The sequence below is a fragment of the Lysinibacillus sp. FSL K6-0232 genome (assembly GCF_038008325.1).
GTDB lineage: Bacteria > Bacillota > Bacilli > Bacillales_A > Planococcaceae > Lysinibacillus.
Window position 1 is genome coordinate 873,816 of the sequence record NZ_JBBOYW010000001.1, and the last position, 19,590, is coordinate 893,405.

Consider the following 19,590-nt stretch of genomic DNA (forward strand, 5'->3'; position numbering starts at 1 on the left):
GCGAACTATAGTCGAGGTCTATTGCTTAATTCTTAAGAGTTTATGAATATTCATGAAGATAGCGTAAGAAATGGAACAAAACACAATAGAAATCGTATAATTATGTAACCATCTATTTACATAAAGAGGAGTTGAGCATTTGAAAAAGATAAACATAACGGCACTGACCTTATTCATAATGATGATCATTAGCTTGATTATGCCTTTAACAGAGGTACATGCGGCTGCAACATTAGAGGTGAAGGCAACAGCCGGTATATCGGGGAAAGCTAAACATCAAACAGCACTGCCATTACAGGTGACGATCAAAAATAATGGCGAGGATTTTTCGGGAGATATGGCTATTAATGCTGCTTATTCATATGAGATTGCATCAGCATATGTTGTGCCGATTGATTTAGCAGCAGGTGAGGAAAAAACATTTACATTCTACTTAGATGGCACTAACTATGGTTATAACAGTGGCGATTTATTGGCCTTTTATCGTGGTGGCATTGAAAAGGGTGAAAAGGTGGAATATAAAGGGACTAAACAGTTACAAACAAATACTTTAGACCCTACCTCCATATTCATTTATACATTAACAGATAAAAGTGATCGTCTATCGGGGTATTTACAGTTAACATCATTTGCCCCACAGAATGATTTGGAAGTATTTCATCTTAATCAACTAGAAAATTATACGTTTCCAGAGAACGCACAAGGGCTAGCGATGGCAAATATTATAGTCGTTGATGAAGTAGCAATTGCTGATTTAACGCAAAAGCAGCAGGAGGCTTTACTAGGCTGGGTGCAGGATGGTGGTACGTTGCTATTAGGTGGAGCTGAACAGGTGAATGCAACAGCAGGTATTTTCCAACAATATTTACCACTTTCTTTATCACCAGAAATGACAACTGTTACTGCTGAAACATTAACAAAATTAACAGGTGGCGGTACTTTTACACAGCCAGCTTCAATGTATACAGCAACAAATAATGAAGGCAGTACACCAGTATTAACAGATAATGATACGATTTTAGCATCAAAGACAAAAGTCGGCAGTGGGGAAATTGTGCAAACAGCCTTTTCTTTAGGTGATCAACCGCTGGCATCTATGGATGGCTATACCGCATTAATCGCCAAAGTGGTGAATCTTCAAAGCATTTCTCAGCAAGGAGCGATGATGCAGGGGCAGCCTCCGCTTGAGCGCATGTCCTATGAGCTACGTGATGTCAATGAATTATTCCCATCCTTTGAAGTATCTGTGAGCTATATGCTAATTGTTATTATTCTTTATATTTTAATTATCGGGCCAGTTCTTTATATTGTGCTGAAAAAAATGGACAAGCGTGAGCATGCATGGTGGATTATTCCATCATTATCCATTGTTATATCAATTGCTCTCTTTATTATTGGTGCGAAAGATCGGATTGTTCAGCCACAGGTTCAACAAACAGCCTTTTACAAGGTCAATGAGGATAGCAGTGTGAATGGTTATTATTTAGCCTCTATTTTAACAAATCGTAGTGGGAATTTTGTTGTGCAAGCAGATCAACAAACAACTGCGGTTGCCACAAGAAAATCTATTGATATGACAGGCAATATGAGCAGTTTACAAGATCACTCATATATAAAAGAGCATGCCAATGGTTCAACATTAACATTGCGTGATTTAAGCTATTGGTCTGTTCAATCATTTGGCGGAAAAACATCCGCACAAAATATTGGCAAAATGGATATTGATATTACGTTAAAAAATAACAAGCTAACAGGTACAGTTAAAAATAACTTCCCGTTTACCTTAAAGGATGTCACATTAATTTCTGGTACAAAAGAAGTTAATCTAGGGGATATTCAAGCAAATGATACATTACAGGTGAACAAGGAATTTAAAACAACGATTTTGCAAAGCCCAGCTACATTTAATAATTATAATTATAGCTATCCAAGGAAAAAGGATGAGGTTGATCCGCTGCGTATTGAGCGAATGAAATCATTAGCAGTATCTCTTGTAGCAAATGATAAACAGCCAGCGCTTATAGCTTGGGCAGATCAGACGATTACAGGGGTTGAGCTGGAAACAAGTGCAAACATGTCACCAATTACAATGCTAATTCAACCATTTAAAGGAAATAATGAACTGTCAGGACCATTTACAATGAAGCGTAATAACTTTACGTATACCGTAAATTCATTATCAACAAGTGGCTATGCTGATCAAATAGATGGAGAGTTAAACCAATGGCATTTATCAGAGGGAGCGCATGAAGTAACGATTACGATGCCAGAGCAATTTATGGCTAGTGTGGAAACATTGAATGAGCTAACAATTGCAAATAAGGATGTGCAATATATGCAGCTATCACTGTGGAATAATGAAACAAATGCCTATGAGCCATTAGTCGATACTAAGCAAGTGCTGACAGAGCAAATCTCAACGTATTTTAATGCAGAGGGCGAGCTACGAATTGAAGTGCAATATAGACAAAATCCAGCTGGAGGACCAACAAAATTACCAGATATAGAGCTGAAAGGAGTGGCAAAATAATGATTGAAATTCATGATTTAACAAAGCGATATGGCTCCTTTACAGCACTGGATCACTTAAATTTATCGTTAGAGGAGGGCGTTGTATTTGGCTTTGTTGGAGCAAATGGAGCAGGTAAATCGACAACCTTTTCCATTTTAGCAACATTGCTATCGCCGACTTCTGGTGATGCGCTAATCAATGGCAAGAGCGTTGTCAAGGAACCGAAGGAAGTACGTAAGCAAATTGGTTATATGCCTGATTTCTTTGGTGTATATGATCAACTGAAGGTTGATGAATATTTAGATTTTTATGGCGCAAGCTACAGCATTTCTTTAGCTGAACGTCAAATACTAATCCCACAGCTATTAGAGCTTGTAAATTTAACGAATAAACGCTATGAATATGTGGACTTATTATCGCGTGGGATGAAACAGCGTCTATGTTTAGCGCGAGCACTTATCCACGATCCGAAGGTATTGATATTGGATGAGCCAGCGTCAGGGTTAGACCCACGTGCTCGTGTGGAAATGCGAGATATTTTACGCAATTTAAAGTCTATGGGAAAAACGATTCTTATTTCATCACATATTTTACCTGAGCTTGCAGAGATGTGTGATGAGATTGGTGTTATTGATAATGGAACATTAATTGCACATGGTAATGTAGCAGCCATTCAAGCACAGCTACAGGGTGAAAAGCGAATTGTCATCAAAGTGGTGGATCGCCTTGCGGATGTGCGTGCATTTCTAGAGGAGGACCCAGCGATCTCGTCTATTGATGTAATGGATAGCCGTCTAGAAATTGCTTTTAATTATCGTGGTACAGATGCGGAGCAGGTAGCATTATTGAAAAAGGCAATACTGTTGGATTTACCGATCTATGCATTAAGTGAGGAAGAGAAAGATTTAGAGGATGTCTTTATGGCGATTACGAAGGGAGCGGACAGTCAATGATGGGAAAATTGTATAATCCAGTGCTCGTCAAGGAATTGAAGTTACGCTTCCGTTCTTTTAAAAGCTTTTCAGGCTTAATGTTTTACTTAGCTGTTATTTGCTTATTTGTGGCAGGTTTTTTATTGCTAACAACTGAGTTTACTGGTAGAGGATTTTTTAGACCAGAAATGAGCTTTATCATGTTTACGATTTTAACAATTTTGCAAATGGCACTAGTGCTTTTTATTACACCTAGTTTAACAGCAGGAGCAATTAGTAGTGAACGTGAAAAGCAAACATTGAATATTTTATTAACAACAACACAAAGCTCTACGCAAATTATTGTTGGGAAATTACTATCCTCTGTTGCATTTCTAGTGTTGATGTTAATTGCAGGGTTGCCACTCTATAGCCTAGTATTCTTATTTGGTGGTGTTTCGCCTTCACAGCTTGCATCTATTGTATTCTTTTATTTAGTGACAGTCGTAGCGATTGGTAGTGTTGGTGTGATGTTTTCAACCATTACTAAAAGGACAATCGTTGCAATGATAGCCACATACGGTTCTATTATTTTTTTAGGTGGGATTACAGCCTTTTTCTTCTTTTTAACAACGGCCTTCCATCAGATGGGGAATCCCTCTGGGGCAGGTACTTCCTTTATGACCTATTTTTGGGCGGCTATTAATCCTGGTGCACTGATGTTAACGCTGGTGTCTTCAGATATGGACAATGCATTGGCAGAGCTCTCAGGTGTGGAATTGCCTGTATGGGTTACGTATTTAATTGTTTATATAGTAATAATTATCTTTTGCTTAGCTATTGCGATTAAAAAATTGCGTGCCAATATGAAAAGTAACCGATGAGGAGGAATGATGATGGAGCGTCGTAAGCAATTACAAAAATATATTCAGCGTGCAAAGCTAAGCTTAATAGTTGAACGAAGCATTCCTATTGTACAGTATGGTTTGTTTTTAGCATTGCTTGCGAGTGCTTCACTCGTTGCTCTTTCGCGATTATTTGTCTGGCCCTATTATCGCCAAATAGCGTTTGCTGTTTTTGTGCTTGTGCTTATTGCAACCGTTGTTTATCTATGGTGGAAGCGTGTAAAGGAGCAAGAGGCTTTGCACACGCTGGATCACTATTTTCCACATAATGAGCTTGTAACAGCATTATCCTTTAAAGATAATGAGGACCCACTTGTACAAGCTTTACTCACAAAGGCTATCCAAAATATTGAAAAGGCATTTATAAGCTTTAAGGCGCGTAAAAAATCTTTATTTCGTCCTAAAGCATTGCTTGGCTTATTTATAGCAACAGTTGTATTAGCTATGCTTCATCTATTCCCAGCAGCTACGCAAATTGAAGCCATTGAGGTTGAAAAAGAGCAGGCTGTTATTGAGGATATAAAAAAAGAAGTTGCTGAGCTAGAGAAAAAAGCGCAAACAAAAGAAGTAAAAGAGCAATTACAAGAACTGCAAAATACGTTAAAAGAGTCAGAAACAGCAGAAGAGGCATTGCGAGAGCTGGTGAAAAAGCAAAAGGAGCTAGCTTTAAAGGAACAACAGTTAAAGGATAAGCAAACAGCAAATCACGAGGGTGCCAGTGAAGAGCAAGGCTTATCAAAGGAAGAGATTGAACAGCTAAAGGAACTTGCACAAATGCAACAGGAGTTAACTGACAATGCAAGTACTACACAAACAGCTATGAGCAAGCTTGGTAAGCCAGCAAGCAGCTCCTTACAAAATGCAATTGCCAGCGCTAATAATGCAGCAGGTAGTAATCAACAAAATAACGCACAAAACAATCAGCAAGCAGCTCAGCAGTCTTCTAGCCAGTCACAGTCAGGCAATCAAGCAGGGCAAGCCAATCAAAATAATGGGCAAAATGGTTCACAGCAACAAAGTGGTCAAGGGCAGGGCTCAAGCCAAAGTCAACAGCAAGGACAGAGCAATGCACAAGGACAAGGTAATGGACAAAGTCAAGGGCAAGGTAACGGCTCAGGTTCAGGCAATGGAGCTGGTTCAGGGCAGGGCAGTGGTCAAGGACAGGGCCAAGGAGCTGGTAGGGGGCAAGGCGGTCGCGATTTATTAACAACGCCTGATCGTCTTGGTGGATCAAGTGAAACATCTGTGGATGGTGGGGCATTAGGGGATGGTACTCATGTTTCTGAACAACAAGGAAATGGTCCAATAACAAAGGGCTCCATCCGACCCTATGAAGAAGTAATTGGCTCCTATAGAGATAGTTATTTAGAAAGCTCAGAGCGTTTACAGCTACCGAAGGATTTACAAAATGTTGTGCAATCGTATTTCACGTCAATTGAGTCGCAGTAGGAGGAAAAAAGATGGCATTTACAGAGCAGCAGTATATAGATATGAGTGTGAAATTACAACAAGTAAAAGAAGAAATCCATCGCTTTATTGTTGGGCAGGAGGAGGCGATTGATTATACATTGTATGCCGTGCTAGCAGATGGTCATGCATTGCTAGAGGGGCTACCTGGCTTAGGGAAAACAATGCTGATCCGTACAATTTCTGAAGTGCTTGATTTATCGTTTTCACGTATTCAATTTACCCCTGACTTAATGCCTGCGGATATTACAGGAACAAGTATGATTGAGCGAACACCAGATGGTAAGCAGCAATTTACATTTCAGCCTGGCCCTATTTTTAGTCAGATGGTGTTAGCGGATGAAATTAACCGAGCAACACCCAAAACACAAAGTGCATTACTAGAAGCAATGGGTGAAAAAACGGTGACGATTTTAGGCGATACGAAAAAGATGGCAAGACCATTTTTTGTATTAGCAACGCAAAATCCAATTGAAATGGAGGGAACATATCCATTACCTGAAGCGCAAATGGACCGTTTCCTCTGTAAAATTCTTGTTCCATATCCTGAAAAGCATGAGTTAATGGAAATTATGAGGCGTACAACAGGTGCTCAGGACATTGGTTTACAGAAGCTAATGAATACAGAGGGACTTCTTGAGGCACAGCAAATGGTGAAAGAGGTGCTTGTTGCAGATGAAATGCTGGAATTTGCAACGGATTTAGTGGTAGCCACACATCCTGAAAGACCTGATGCCCTTGAGATAGTGAAGCAATATGCCATGTATGGCAGTGGTCCACGAGGCTTGCAAAGCTTAGTTAAATTAGCAAAAGCACGAGCATTAATGAATGGACGCTTCCATGTTTCGGTTGCTGATATTAAATCTGTTGCTAAGCCAGTATTACGTCATCGGATGCTGTTGAATTATGAAGGGGAGGCTTCAGGAAAAACAGCAGATGATGTGATTGACGTTATTTTAGAAAAGGTACAGCAAGGTGTAAGCAAGTGACAGTCAATTATTTATTGCCTGAAGACTGGCTAGCAAAAATTAGCCGCTTTCAAGTAGCAACGGCCTCCAAATTACGTGGGCAGCATAAAGGCTCACACCGTTCGCAACGCTTTGGGGCATCCCTTGATTTCTCGGATTTTCGAGAATACCATTTAGGTGATGATGTACGTCAAATTGATTGGAACGTCTTTGCAAGAACGGATAAATATTTTATTAAACGCTTTTTAGATGAGCAGGAGATGCGCGTACATATTTTACTCGATGCGACAAAATCAATGGCGGAGGATGCCAAGTGGTTATTTGCTCGTCAAATAGTCGCCTCGCTTGGGTTAATGGTACTTGGTCGAGATGATCGCTTGTCTTTTTCATTTGTTCAGGATGAAATAACACCACCATTTCGCCGCAAAGGCTCCATGTATCGACGTGCTTTCTTACAAATCGTAACAGATATTGAGAAAGCAAATTATGCGGGGGGCTTTGCGCAAGGGGCATTAAAGGTATTACCTAAAGATAGTACAGTGCTATTTATTGTTACAGATGGCTTGGAACCAATTGAGGAATGGGAGCAGCTACTAAAACGATTACCGCGCTATGCTGGCGATGTGCGTATCGTACAAATTATGACACAGGAAGAGCTTGCCCCGCATTATGCAGGCGATGTTCGCCTTATTGATCGTGAAACAGGTAATGATGTAAATGTTACAATGTCCTCCAAAGTAATAGATACTTATCATGCACGACGCTTGTTACATGAGGAGGAGCTGGATGCCATATGTCATCGTTTTGGCGTTCGAAAATTACAATTAAAGGTGGAGGATGGCTTGCAGCACGCAATCTTCCAGCAATTCGTAAAAGCACATTGGGTTAGGTGAGGTGAGCCGTATTGAGCTTTAGTCAAATAATATTTAGCTGGACGGCCATCATCCCGGTCATTGTCCTACTCTATTATTTCTTTCGTAAAAAATATACAGATCAGACAGTGTCATCGACATTATTTTGGTCTGAAATTATGCAGGAAACGCGTGTATCTCCTTATTTAAAGCATTTACAAAAAAATGCCTTACTTTATCTACAACTACTCGCATTGTTGTTGCTTGTCTTAGCGCTGATGAATCCCTATATCAAAAAATCAACCATTGTTGGGGCACAAACAATATTTATTGTTGATACTTCAGCAACAATGCTAGCAGGTAAAGGCACATCAACTTTTGACACGCATAAAGCAGAAATGCTGACGCTAATGGATGAGCTCAATGGAAGACCGGTTACATTAATTACAACTGGTGCAACGCCAAAAGCAATTTTACAGCAGGAAACAAATAGCAAGGATATTAAAAAAGCAATTGAAGATTTACAAGTCACCTATGAAACTGCTGAAATCAATAAGGCACTTGATGTAGCGCAAGCATTTGTGGGCGATACACCAACCTCTATTTATGTGTTTACTGATACACTTGATAAAAAGCAATTACCGATGGAAAAAGATTCGGTAAAATGGCTAGTAAGAGGTGCAGCAAAGGATTTAACGAATATTGCTATTACACGCTTTGCAGCAACAACAGATGGACAGACTGCAATGGCACTTGTACAGCTTCATAATGATACAAAAAAGGAGCAAAAAGTGACGCTTACCCTGCACGATGCAACGAATCATGAGCTTGTAGCAGATAGTGTTATTGTGCCACCACAGGAAACAATGACAAAAACCTATAAGGATCTACCATTTGACAAAACAATAACAGCTCATATTGATGCTAAAGATGATTATGCGATGGATAATAAGCAAACAGTTTTACTACAAACAACGACTGCAAAGCTAGTAATAGACCAAAGCTTGCATCAATTGATACAAAAGGGATTTCAAGCAATTAATAGCAATTTGAAAATAGTGCCATCCTTACAAATAGCGGATAACAAGGATGCGACCATTATTACTCAGCAAGCAGCATTACTAGAAAAAATGGAAAAGCCGCTTGTATTATTTGGTCGTGATGATACTGAAAAAGTGACAGCAAGCGGTACAGTGACTATAACAAATGATGCTTTATTTGCTTTTAGTGACCTAAAGGATATTTATGTGAGCGCTATTTATCCGGGCTTTACTGATTATGAAACGATTGCTTCTATTGGGGAGCAGCCATTTATCCAGCGCTCTCCTAAAGGTGATATTGTTGTATTGGCTGATATTGCTGATACAGATTGGCCCTTGCATCCATCATTTCCACTATTTTTATGGAGTGTGGAGCAGCAGCTATCTGAGTCAACAGCATCACTTGGCATTTTTTCGCCGAACGAACAACGTGTAGTAGCATTAACGCAAGAAGACTGGAGTGTTTATTCACAACAGGATGAATTTCTATCCTCTGTGGCAAATGGTGTACTAACAGCACCGCAGCAACCAGGTGTTTATACAGTACGCTCAGCTAATGAAGAAAAACAATTAATTGTGCAATTACAAGCTCAGGAACGTATGATTGCACAGGGAACAAGCTATACACTTGGTAATATTTCTGATAATGGCAAGGAAGAAGTATCAAAGGCTTCCTTTGTGCCTTGGCTTATTATTATCATAGTCGTATTACTTGTTTTAGAGTGGGAGGTGCAACGACGTCGTGGATTTACGAATTGATATGCCATTAGCATTGTTGCTGTTACTTCCATTATTTCTGTATTTTGGCTGGACTTACTTTCGTGAACGTCAGCGGCTGAAAAAAAGCCATCTCGTTGTGCTTATAATGCGTATGGTGGCAGTAGGCTGTTTAGTGTTTGCACTAGCAGGTCCCTATCTATTATTACCAATTAAAGAAGAGCAAATTGTTTATTTAGTGGACCGTTCAGCCTCTATGAATGGTACAGAGGATGAGATGGTTCAGTTTATTCAGGAAAGCTTACAGTCGAAAAAGGAGCAACAGCTTGCAGGGATATACTCCTTTTCTTCCACACTACAAACAGAGGCTATTTTGTCGAATACATTAAAGGACGTACCAAAGCTCACAACGATAACGGCAACCGATCAAACGAATATTGAACAAACGCTACAGCTTGCCTCTGGAATTATTGATCCGAAAAAGGCAACACGTTTTGTTTTGCTAACGGATGGTAATGAAACAAAGGGGGATGCTTTAGCATTTGCTACAAAGTTTAAAGGAGCCAATATTAGTGTAGATATTGTTCCTTTTAGTCAGCCAGTTACTAATGATGTATCACTGAAAAGCTTTGTTTCCCCACAAGTGGCATATGTAGGGGAGCAGCAGCAATTAGTAACAGAGGTTTATGCAATGGCAGCAGGACAGGGTGAGCTATTATTATACGAAAATGATGAGCTTATTCATCGTGAGGCGGTCGAGCTTGTAGAGGGCTCCAATGTATTTACCTATAAACATGCGGCAACTGGTGAAGGGCTTGTGAAATATGAAGCAGTTGTGCAAGTCGGACAGGATGCTATTTTTGAAAATAATAAATTAACAAGCGTTACAATGGTACAAAGTGAACCACATTTATTGATTGTCAATGGCTATGATACAGCCTCACCAATTGCAGCGGCACTTGGCAGTCAAGGTATATCCCATCATGTTGTAGCAGCAAGCAGCTTACCAAATGAACTCTCTAGCTATTTGCAATACAATGCGATTATTTTTGATAATGTACCCGGCCATTTAGTGGGCGAGGCAAAAATGAACGTTATTGAACAGGCTGTGAAAAACTTTGGTGTCGGCTTTACAATGGTTGGTGGCGAAAATAGTTTTGGCTTAGGTGGTTATTTTAAAACACCGATTGAAGCACTATTGCCTGTAGAAATGGAGATTAAAGGTAAGGAGCAGTTGCCATCCTTAGGGCTAGTAATTGTGCTTGACCGCTCTGGTAGTATGAGTGGCTCTAAATTAGAGCTTGCTAAGGAAGCAGCAGCACGTTCGGTTGAAATGCTGCGCGATGAGGATACATTAGGATTTATTGCCTTTGATGATCGCCCGTGGGAAATTATTGAAACAAAGCCTCTTAGCAGTAAAGAGGAAGCGGTGGATACAATTTTATCCGTTACACCGGGTGGTGGAACTGAAATTTATGCTTCGTTGGCACAAGCCTATGAGAATTTAGCAGATTTAGAGCTGCAACGTAAGCATATTATTTTATTAACAGATGGACAATCACAGCCTGGTAATTATGAAGATTTAATTGCGGAAGGCAAGGATAGTGGAATTACATTATCAACAGTAGCGATTGGGCAAGATGCGGATGCAAATTTACTGGAGTTATTGAGTGAGATGGGCAGTGGACGCTTCTATGATGTTGTAGATGAACAAACAATTCCTTCTATTTTATCTCGTGAAACGGCTATGATTTCTCGTACATATATCGAGGATAATCCATTTTATCCGACGATTTATAATGCGACGGGATGGCATACACTATTTGCTAATGGCGTTCCTCAAATGAATGCATATATTGGAACAACAGCGAAACAGGGAGCTACGGTGATTGCGGAAAGCGAGAAAGAAGACCCCGTATTAGCGCAATGGCAATATGGGCTTGGTAAAACATTTGCCTTTACATCTGATTCAACAGGTAAATGGACGGGTGATTGGGCTAGATGGCAGGAGTGGGGAACATTTTGGCAAACGCTTATTTCACAAATGCTACCAAGCTATAATGATGTTGCCTATGATGTCAGAGTGGAGTCAGATGGTTCGTTTATGATTACAGATCCTACAAATGAAGCGGCATTTTTAGATATTGTAGCCGTTAATGAAGCAGGGGAGGAACTAGCAACACAGCTAGAAACGATCTCAACTTCTCAAGTTCGTGCAACAGTACAGACAGAGCCTGGACTGATTTTCTTCCGCATTGCTGATGAGGAGCAGGCCATTTATCAGGCAGGCTTAAGTGTTCCTTATAGTGCTGAATATGAGCTGCGTCCAGTGAATGAGTCGTTAGTCGAGGAATTAACAAAGCAAACAGGCGGTGCTACGATAAAAGAGCCACAAGAGGTTTTTCGTGACTTTACACAAAAGGGAGCGGATCGTCAAAACATTGCAACATGGCTTATGCTAGCAGCGATGCTGTTATTCTTTATGGATATTACCATTAGACGCTTTGGCTGGAATTTCCTTACTAAGCCGAAGCACAAAGCGTCTATTCCTGAACAACAACCCATACAGGCTGAGGATACAAATGTTGCACAGTTGTTAAAGGGCATGAAAAAACGATCATAATGATGAAAAAGAGCAGTGCAAAGAACTAGGATTTTGCACTGCTTTTTGTTGTTTGGGTGGGTGAGTGATCAAAAAAAGCGTAGCACCGCTCAAAAGGACAATTATTCATAAAGCGAGAATTTTCCATACCTTACGAGCGCCGTTTTTTGTAAGCTGCTTGCAATGATAACACCTAAAATAGCCCCAATGGTACTGGATGTTAAAAAGGCTGGCATAAAAAATAATGCAGCTACAGATGTTCCCATTAATAATTGGGCATAAGGTACTGCGATAAGTGAAGCAAGAATACCTGTTCCAATTATTTCGCCAACGCTAGCTAGCCACATTTTATGGCTATATTTATAGGCGAGCGCAGCACATACTGCACCAATAACACTCCCAGGAATAGCTAATAAAGAGCCTGTACCTGTAAAAATACGAATAATCGCTGTCACAAAGGCAATGATAACAGTTGGTACAGGTCCAAGCATAATGGCTCCAATAACATTGACTGCGTGCTGAACAGGATAGGCACGTGCAATCCCTGTAGGAATGGATACAAAGGTGGAGCCCGCAACAGCAATTGCTACCAATAAAGCCATAATCGTTAGTTTTCGAATGGGCATATCATTCACTCCTTTTGCGAATAGCCACTAGCAAAATAAAAAAGCCGCCTCCTTTAAACAATAGGAAGCGACCTTGCATATATATTGATAATAAGCAAGCAGCGCCACTTCCCTCCGCTAGTGTGAACTAGATCAGGTTCAAAGGGTCTGTATATCAACATATACATCTCAGCCTTGTAAAGACTCCCCTAGTGGTAATAGAATAATAATTTTAGTAGAACACCAATAATGTACCATATTCCAAAAAATAGTCAATAATTTTTCAGCATTAATGTGTATCGGGCTGCATAAGGTGTGGTGCTCTTTTTATTGTCCAAATTAGCGCAATAAAGAAGCAGGCTAATAAAATAATTGCACCAAAAATATAAGGGCTGTTCATATTCCAATCAAAGAGAATACCTGCTAATGCTGGGCCAATCATATTACCAAGGCTCATATAGGCATTGTTTAAGCCAGCGGCAAATCCTTGCTCATTGTCAGCAAGCTTAGAAATCAATGTATTGACAGCAGGTCGAATTAATGTAGTTGCTGTTGAGAAAATCGTTGCTACCACTAAAATAAGCGCAAATCCTGACACAAATAATATTAAGTAAATAGAAATGGATGCGACAAATAAGTTGATTAAGACAACCTTCATCTCTCCTAAGCGCTTAAAGAGTGGCGTAATCACAAACATTTGAACAACTACGCCAAATGCACCACCAACCACTAAAATAATGGCAATATCACCAGGTGTATAATTGAATTTTTCTGTAACAAATAACGATAGCGTTGTTTGGAAATTAGCGATACCAAATGAGAATACCATCATAATAATGAGCATTACGAAATAAGGCATATGTACAGAACGAGCCATTTGCTTTGCAAGATTGTCTTGCTTTTGTTTATTTTGTACAATGCTTGGCTTTGTTGATGGCAGTAAGAAAAATGATAGCAGTGCTGCTAAAATAGCCGCAGTACCAGCTGTATAGAATGGAAAATGCAAGCTTACTTCTGATAAAAAGCCACCGATGCCAGGCCCAATCATAAAGCCAAGTGACATAGCAGCACCAAGCATCCCCATTCCTTTTCCTCGTTCTTCATATGTTGTAACATCCGCAACAAAAGCCATAATAGGAGGGGCTACAAATGCAGAGCCAAGACCGCCTAAAAAACGGGCAACAAAGAGCATCCATACGTCTGTAGAAAGTCCAAAACCAATTTGTGCAAGACCTGATAGGATAAGACCAAAAATAATTAAATTTTTGCGACCATACTGATCTGAAAGATTCCCAGCAATCGGAGAAAATACAAATTGTGCTAAGGCGAATGTTGCAATTAACATACCAAGAACTTGTCCTGCTGCACCAAATATTCTTAAATACTCTGGCATAACAGGGATAATAATACCAATACTCCCCATTGTGATAAACATATTAAACATTAAAAGATATAAAGCCGCCTTATTGGACTTTTGCTGGGTCATCAAATAACTCTCCTTTTTATCACCAAATATACTACAGTCTATCATAAGCGAACCTGTCATTGTATCGGTTGAAAGTCTGAAATGATAGTTTCTATCAAGCAAAAGGTCTGTCGTGAGCATAAAGCTACTTCGACAGACCTTTTACAATTGTTAACGAATACTCATTTTAAATTCTAAAAACAATTCATTATATTTCCCTAAATAATCAGGTCCTAAGTTTTTATAGACCTCTAATGTATCACGTTGCTCCTCAGAAGGGTAGTAGCGTTCATCTGTGACAACCTCTTCATCCATTAAGTCCATAGCAGCAATATTTGGTGTAGAGTAGCCTACATAATCAGCGTTTCGAGCACCAGCATCAGCACTTAACATAAAATTAATAAAAGCATGTGCCCCATCGATGTTTTTCGATGTTTTTGGAATAACCATATTATCAAACCATAAATTTGAGCCTTCCTCAGGTACTGCAAAGTCTAGCTCCTCATTTTCAAACATCATATCAGCAGCTTGCCCAGACCAAGTAAGGGCTACGGTTGCTTCATTATTAATCATCAGTGGTGTGATTTCATCACCGATAATTGCCTTCACATTTGGAGCAAGTGTAATTAGCTTATCAGTAGCCTGACGCAGCTCATGGTCATCTAATGAATTTAATGAGTAGCCAAGACTATTTAAGCCCATCCCAATGACTTCACGAGCACCATCCACTAAAAAGACTTTACGCTTTAAGGAAGGGTCCCATAAATCTTCCCAAGAGGTAAAATCTAAATCACTCACAAGGCTTGGATTGTAAACAATGCCTACCGTTCCCCAGAAATAAGGGATTGAATATTGATTGTTATCGTCAAATGGCAAATCTAAAAAATAAGGGTCAATATTTTTTAAATTAGGGAGCTTTGTTTTATCTAAAGGAATCAATAAATTTTCTTCCTTCATTTTTTCAATCATATACTCAGAAGGGACGGCAATATCATAAGCTGTGCCACCTTGCTGAATTTTCGTCATCATTGCTTCATTGGAATCGAAGGTTTCGTAGACGACATGAATGCCTGTTTCTTCTTCAAATTCTTTCAATAAATCAGGGTCAATATATTCGCCCCAGTTAAAGATGGTTAATGTGTTTTTGCCACCTTTACCGCCACCTGCGCTTAAAGCATCAGCAGCATAAAATAACAGAGCTGAAACAACAAGGATGGCAATGGTTGCTTGAATTAATGACTTCATTGTTGTCCCTCCGTTCTTTTAGTTGCGCGGCTTGTGACAAAATAATAGCCAATTACGACTAGCACTGTAACAAAGAATACTAAACCTGAAATAGCGTTAACGGTTAGTGAAATACCTGCACGTGCCATCGAATAGATTTCTACTGATAATGTACTAAAGCCATTGCCTGTTACAAAAAATGTGACAGCAAAATCATCTAAAGAATATGTTAGTGCAAGGAAAAAGCCTGCAAAAATACCTGGCTGAATATACGGTAAAATAACACGCATCATAATATCTTTTTTTGTAGCCCCTAAGTCAAGCGCTGCATCAATTAATGATGTATTCATTTCAAGTAATTTTGGTAAAACCATTAAGACAACAATCGGTACACTAAATGCAACGTGCGCTAATAAAACAGAGGTAAAGCCTAATTTAATGCCAGCGATTGTAAATAAAATTAAAAAGCTCGCACCAATAATAACATCAGGGCTGACGATTAAGACATTGTTTAAAGACAGTAATGTATTGCGCATTTTTGAGTCTTTCACTGTGACAATGCCAATTGCGCCAAGTGTTCCTATAATAGTAGAAATCAAAGCAGAAAGTAATGCCACGATGACTGTATTAATTAAAATCACCAGTAGACGAGAATCCTCAAAAACAGCCTGATAATGCTCAAGTGTAAAGGATTCGAAGTGATTCATAGAGCCACCACTATTGAACGAATAAAAAATTAAATAGAAGATAGGCGCATACAGAACAATAAAAACAATTATTAAATAGACTTTGGCTGATGCAGATAGTTTGTTCATCGTACGCGACCTCCTTTATTTTTTTGCCCCGTAATTAGCATAATCACGACCATAAATAAAATTAAAAAGACAGCAATTGTAGAACCCATCCCCCAATTTTGTGTCACAAGGAATTGCTGCTCAATCGCTGTTCCAAGGGTAATAACACGGTTTCCAGCGATTAAACGCGTAATCATAAAGAGCGATAACGCAGGGATAAAGACAACCTGAATACCAGATTTCACACCATCCATTGTTAATGGCAAAATAACGCGACGGAAGGTTGTGAAGGCAGACGCCCCTAAATCACGAGATGCATAAATAAGTGTTGGATTTAAACGATCTAAAGCATTGAAAATCGGTAAAATCATAAAAGGAATAAAAATATAAACAGATACAAAGATAAAGCTAATATCTGTAAACAGCATTTGCTTCGGATCAAAGCCAAATACTTCGATAAATGCATTGATAGGACCATATAAACCAAAAATCCCAATAAAGGCATATGTTTTTAACAATAAATTAATCCATGAAGGAATAATAATAAGCAGCAACCAAAGCTGTTTATGCTTTGTTTTTGTTAAAAAGTAAGCTGTTGGATATGAAATTAATAGTGTAAAGAATGTAATTAAAAAGGCATACCAAAACGAGCTTACTGTCATTTTTAAATAGACTGATGTAAAGAACGCTTTATAGTTATCGAGCGTAAAATTGCCGTGTAAATCAAGTAGGGAATAATAGACGACAAGTGCAATTGGCGCAATAACGAAAAAGAGAATCCATAGCATGTATGGAAATAGTGCTGATTTCGATGTCTTAGTTTGCATCTTCATCATCTCCATACGATTCTAAACGTTTATCAAATTCTTCCTCTGTTTCATTTAAACGCATGACATGAATCGCTTCTGGGTCAAAGTCTAAGCCAATTTCTGTCCCTACTTCAGCTTTTTTCAATGAATGAACAAGCCATTCATTGCCGTCTTTATCGTATGTGGATAATTCATAATGTACGCCTCGGAATAATTGTGTATCGACTTTAACAACAAGCTTGCCTTTGTCGATTGTTGTCATTTCTAGGTCTTCTGGGCGAATAACGATATCGATTTTTTCGTTTGGCTTCATGCCTTGGTCAACACATTCAAAAATCTTCCCAGCAAATTCAACCTTGAAATCCTCAATCATGACACCATGTACAATATTAGACTCCCCAATAAAGTCAGCTACAAAGCGGTTAATTGGCTCGTCATAAATATCTACAGGTGTGCCAGATTGCTGAATTTGCCCTTCACTTAACACAAAAATCTCGTCACTCATCGCAAGTGCCTCTTCCTGATCGTGTGTAACAAAGACAAATGTTTTACCAAGGCGCTGCTGTAATTCACGCAATTCATACTGCATCTCTGTACGTAGCTTTAAGTCTAATGCCGACAGAGGCTCATCCAGTAAAATCACTTCAGGGTCATTGACAATAGCACGTGCAATTGCGACACGCTGGCGCTGACCACCAGACATTTCAGAAATTTCACGATTGCCATAGCCTGCTAAGTTTACAAATTTTAAGGCTTCAGCTACACGATCCTTTATATCATTTTCAGGGAGCTTTTTAATGCGTAAGCCGAATGCTACATTTTCAAAAACATTCAGGTGCGGAAATAGCGCATAATCCTGAAAAACGGTATTTACCTGACGCTCATTTGCAGGTACAGCATTGATTTTTTTATCATGGAAAAATACATCACCTGTTGTTGGCTCTGTGAATCCAGCAATAATACGTAAAATCGTTGTTTTTCCGCAACCAGAAGGGCCAAGAAGTGTATAAAATTTGCCCTTTTCCAGCTCCAGATTAATATTTTTTAAAACAACAGTTCCATCATCATAAGATTTTGAAACATTGTCAAAGCGGATAATTGTATTCGATGTCATCGGTATGCCTCCTTAAGCTATAAATATGAGTCTGTTGCAACGAGTAAAATTTTCGTTTCAGCAGCGTGTGCATTAAAAATTTGATGATGGTTTGTTGCGTCAAAATAAAGGGAATTGCCTTCACTAGCGATATACTGTTCATTTCCTAAAACAAGTCGAATACGCCCTTTGACAACATAAATAAATGTTTCGGATAGCGATGGTTCAAATTGCTTAAACTCACCATTGGCAGCAAATGTTAGGAAAATTGGCTCCATCTCTTTTTCATTTGATGTAGGAATAAGCCATTGAATTTTATAGTTTTTGTCCTCATCTGTATAAATGGATTGATCTTCTTCTGTATAAACAACCTTTTGTTCAGAGGATTCATCATCAAAAAATTCCTTTGGTGTTGACCCTAAAACTTCCAGTATCGAAAATAATGTTTCAATAGAAGGTGAATTTAAATCACGCTCTAATTGAGAAATATAGCCTTTGCTTAAATCTGTACGTTCTCCAAGTTCCTCTTGGGTAAGACCCTTTTTTAAACGAAGCGCTTTAATTTTTGCTCCTATTTGCATCTTTTCCCTCCTAGAAGAAGTTTAGCAATCATAAACTTTCAGAATATGAAGTTTACTTTAACGAAACTTTTAGTTTACTAAAACCCTTACAATTATACATAAGAATAAAAAATTTGCAATTACTTTTCGTGAAAAATACAGCATATTTACATACAAAGCAAAAGTTCGTATAATGTAGCATATTTTTGTCTAATATAGCTAATAAACAGTATAGAATCGACTATATATCATGGATTTGACGAATTTTTGTCAAACGATATAAATCATCTAAAAAGATGAAGTTTACTTGTTTGAAAAACGTCGGTTACTCTGCTATCGTAGAAGACGAGTTCGCTAGTGCGAATGGAATAGATAAACTACATATTTCGGAGGGATTTATTATGGCAGAACGCATGGTAGGTAAACAAGCACCTGACTTTACAATGGAAGCTGTACTTCCAGACAAATCATTTGGTAAAGTATCGTTAGAAGATATTAAAGCACAAGATAAATGGACAGTTCTTTTCTTCTATCCAATGGATTTCACATTTGTATGTCCAACTGAAATTACTGCAATGAGCGATCGTTACGATGAGTTCGAAGACTTAGATGCAGAGGTAATTGGTGTTTCTACAGATACAATCCATACTCACTTAGCATGGATTAACACAGACCGCACGCAAAATGGTCTTGGTGATTTAAAATATCCATTAGCGGCTGATACAAACCACCAAGTTTCAAAAGAATATGGTGTATTAATTGAAGAAGAAGGTATCGCACTACGCGGTTTATTCATCATTAATCCAGAAGGCGAACTAAAATATCAAACAGTATTTGATAACAATATCGGTCGTGATGTTGATGAAACATTACGTGTACTTCAAGCATTACAAACTGGCGGTCTTTGCCCAGCAAACTGGCGTCCAGGTCAAGCAACTCTATAAGCCAATAGACTTGCTGTATGATTTTGTACAAATAAAGAGTCCCCACGACACGCTTGTGGGGACTTTTAACTGAATTGGGCAAAAAAATAAATGCTATAATTCCAAACTATTAGGATGTTGGAG

General features: G+C 38.9%; 16 protein-coding genes and 1 riboswitch. Of the genes, 9 read left to right on the forward strand and 7 right to left on the reverse strand.

The window, feature by feature from the left end; all coding sequences use genetic code 11:
• Window positions 1–178 precede the first annotated feature (178 nt).
• Genes MHB42_RS04030 through MHB42_RS04065 form a run of 8 tightly spaced genes read left to right on the forward strand, consistent with a single transcriptional unit; the run spans window position 179 to window position 11,994 of the window.
• Complete coding sequence (locus MHB42_RS04030) at window positions 179–2,530, forward strand: DUF7408 domain-containing protein (RefSeq protein ID WP_340804518.1); 2,352 nt, start codon at window positions 179–181, stop codon at window positions 2,528–2,530.
• Entirely contained in the window at window positions 2,530–3,465 is a 936-nt protein-coding gene (locus tag MHB42_RS04035) for an ABC transporter ATP-binding protein (RefSeq protein WP_340804519.1), read from the forward strand. Before MHB42_RS04030 ends, MHB42_RS04035 begins: the two co-directional genes overlap by 1 nt.
• Window positions 3,462–4,307, forward strand: a complete 846-nt coding sequence (locus MHB42_RS04040) for an ABC transporter permease (protein ID WP_340804520.1) — start codon at window positions 3,462–3,464, stop codon at window positions 4,305–4,307. The genes MHB42_RS04035 and MHB42_RS04040 overlap by 4 nt, the downstream gene beginning before the upstream one ends.
• A gap of 12 nt (window positions 4,308–4,319) precedes the next feature.
• On the forward strand, window positions 4,320–5,777 hold the full coding sequence (locus MHB42_RS04045; RefSeq protein ID WP_340804521.1) for a hypothetical protein: 1,458 nt from the start codon (window positions 4,320–4,322) through the stop codon (window positions 5,775–5,777).
• Window positions 5,778–5,788: 11 nt separating this feature from the next.
• Window positions 5,789–6,784, forward strand: coding sequence for an AAA family ATPase (locus MHB42_RS04050; RefSeq protein ID WP_340804522.1), 996 nt, complete (start codon window positions 5,789–5,791; stop codon window positions 6,782–6,784).
• Window positions 6,781–7,656: a DUF58 domain-containing protein gene (locus MHB42_RS04055; protein WP_340804525.1), complete on the forward strand. Its 876-nt coding sequence runs from the start codon at window positions 6,781–6,783 to the stop codon at window positions 7,654–7,656. The genes MHB42_RS04050 and MHB42_RS04055 overlap by 4 nt, the downstream gene beginning before the upstream one ends.
• Before the next feature lie 11 nt (window positions 7,657–7,667).
• Entirely contained in the window at window positions 7,668–9,413 is a 1,746-nt protein-coding gene (locus tag MHB42_RS04060) for a vWA domain-containing protein (RefSeq protein WP_340804526.1), read from the forward strand.
• Complete coding sequence (locus MHB42_RS04065; RefSeq protein ID WP_340804527.1) at window positions 9,397–11,994, forward strand: VWA domain-containing protein; 2,598 nt, start codon at window positions 9,397–9,399, stop codon at window positions 11,992–11,994. The genes MHB42_RS04060 and MHB42_RS04065 overlap by 17 nt, the downstream gene beginning before the upstream one ends.
• A 101-nt stretch (window positions 11,995–12,095) precedes the next feature.
• On the opposite strand, the gene thiW is transcribed toward MHB42_RS04065, so the two are convergent.
• The 7 genes from thiW to MHB42_RS04100 form a co-directional block, all read right to left on the reverse strand.
• The gene (gene thiW / locus MHB42_RS04070; RefSeq protein WP_340804528.1) at window positions 12,096–12,599 is read right to left on the reverse strand and encodes an energy coupling factor transporter S component ThiW; all 504 of its coding nucleotides are present in this window, start codon (window positions 12,597–12,599) and stop codon (window positions 12,096–12,098) included.
• A gap of 92 nt (window positions 12,600–12,691) precedes the next feature.
• A riboswitch (TPP riboswitch) is annotated at window positions 12,692–12,799 on the reverse strand.
• Window positions 12,800–12,867: 68 nt separating this feature from the next.
• Window positions 12,868–14,064: an MFS transporter gene (locus tag MHB42_RS04075; protein ID WP_340804529.1), complete on the reverse strand. Its 1,197-nt coding sequence runs from the start codon at window positions 14,062–14,064 to the stop codon at window positions 12,868–12,870.
• A gap of 150 nt (window positions 14,065–14,214) precedes the next feature.
• Window positions 14,215–15,288, reverse strand: coding sequence for an ABC transporter substrate-binding protein (locus MHB42_RS04080; protein ID WP_340804530.1), 1,074 nt, complete (start codon window positions 15,286–15,288; stop codon window positions 14,215–14,217).
• Complete coding sequence (locus tag MHB42_RS04085) at window positions 15,285–16,082, reverse strand: ABC transporter permease (protein WP_340804531.1); 798 nt, start codon at window positions 16,080–16,082, stop codon at window positions 15,285–15,287. The genes MHB42_RS04080 and MHB42_RS04085 overlap by 4 nt, the downstream gene beginning before the upstream one ends.
• Window positions 16,079–16,888, reverse strand: coding sequence for an ABC transporter permease (locus tag MHB42_RS04090; RefSeq protein WP_340804532.1), 810 nt, complete (start codon window positions 16,886–16,888; stop codon window positions 16,079–16,081). Before MHB42_RS04090 ends, MHB42_RS04085 begins: the two co-directional genes overlap by 4 nt.
• The gene (locus MHB42_RS04095) at window positions 16,878–17,984 is read right to left on the reverse strand and encodes an ABC transporter ATP-binding protein (protein WP_340804533.1); all 1,107 of its coding nucleotides are present in this window, start codon (window positions 17,982–17,984) and stop codon (window positions 16,878–16,880) included. Before MHB42_RS04095 ends, MHB42_RS04090 begins: the two co-directional genes overlap by 11 nt.
• Before the next feature lie 17 nt (window positions 17,985–18,001).
• Window positions 18,002–18,544 (reverse strand): helix-turn-helix domain-containing protein, encoded by a 543-nt coding sequence (locus tag MHB42_RS04100; RefSeq protein WP_340804534.1) that lies wholly within the window; start codon window positions 18,542–18,544, stop codon window positions 18,002–18,004.
• Between the two features lie 380 nt (window positions 18,545–18,924).
• Between MHB42_RS04100 and MHB42_RS04105 the strand changes: the two genes are divergently transcribed.
• Window positions 18,925–19,467, forward strand: coding sequence for a peroxiredoxin (locus tag MHB42_RS04105; protein ID WP_340804535.1), 543 nt, complete (start codon window positions 18,925–18,927; stop codon window positions 19,465–19,467).
• Window positions 19,468–19,590: the final 123 nt, after the last annotated feature.

Coding starts and splice junctions, on each gene's coding strand:
- MHB42_RS04030 (WP_340804518.1), top strand. CDS start 179: ATGATGATCATTAGCTTGATTATGCCTTTAACAGAGGTACATGCGGCT.
- MHB42_RS04035 (WP_340804519.1), top strand. CDS start 2,530: ATGATTGAAATTCATGATTTAACAAAGCGATATGGCTCCTTTACAGCA.
- MHB42_RS04040 (WP_340804520.1), top strand. CDS start 3,462: ATGATGGGAAAATTGTATAATCCAGTGCTCGTCAAGGAATTGAAGTTA.
- MHB42_RS04045 (WP_340804521.1), top strand. CDS start 4,320: ATGGAGCGTCGTAAGCAATTACAAAAATATATTCAGCGTGCAAAGCTA.
- MHB42_RS04050 (WP_340804522.1), top strand. CDS start 5,789: ATGGCATTTACAGAGCAGCAGTATATAGATATGAGTGTGAAATTACAA.
- thiW (WP_340804528.1), bottom strand. CDS start 12,599: ATGCCCATTCGAAAACTAACGATTATGGCTTTATTGGTAGCAATTGCT.
- MHB42_RS04075 (WP_340804529.1), bottom strand. CDS start 14,064: ATGACCCAGCAAAAGTCCAATAAGGCGGCTTTATATCTTTTAATGTTT.
- MHB42_RS04080 (WP_340804530.1), bottom strand. CDS start 15,288: ATGAAGTCATTAATTCAAGCAACCATTGCCATCCTTGTTGTTTCAGCT.
- MHB42_RS04085 (WP_340804531.1), bottom strand. CDS start 16,082: ATGAACAAACTATCTGCATCAGCCAAAGTCTATTTAATAATTGTTTTT.
- MHB42_RS04090 (WP_340804532.1), bottom strand. CDS start 16,888: ATGCAAACTAAGACATCGAAATCAGCACTATTTCCATACATGCTATGG.
- MHB42_RS04095 (WP_340804533.1), bottom strand. CDS start 17,984: ATGACATCGAATACAATTATCCGCTTTGACAATGTTTCAAAATCTTAT.
- MHB42_RS04100 (WP_340804534.1), bottom strand. CDS start 18,544: ATGCAAATAGGAGCAAAAATTAAAGCGCTTCGTTTAAAAAAGGGTCTT.
- MHB42_RS04105 (WP_340804535.1), top strand. CDS start 18,925: ATGGCAGAACGCATGGTAGGTAAACAAGCACCTGACTTTACAATGGAA.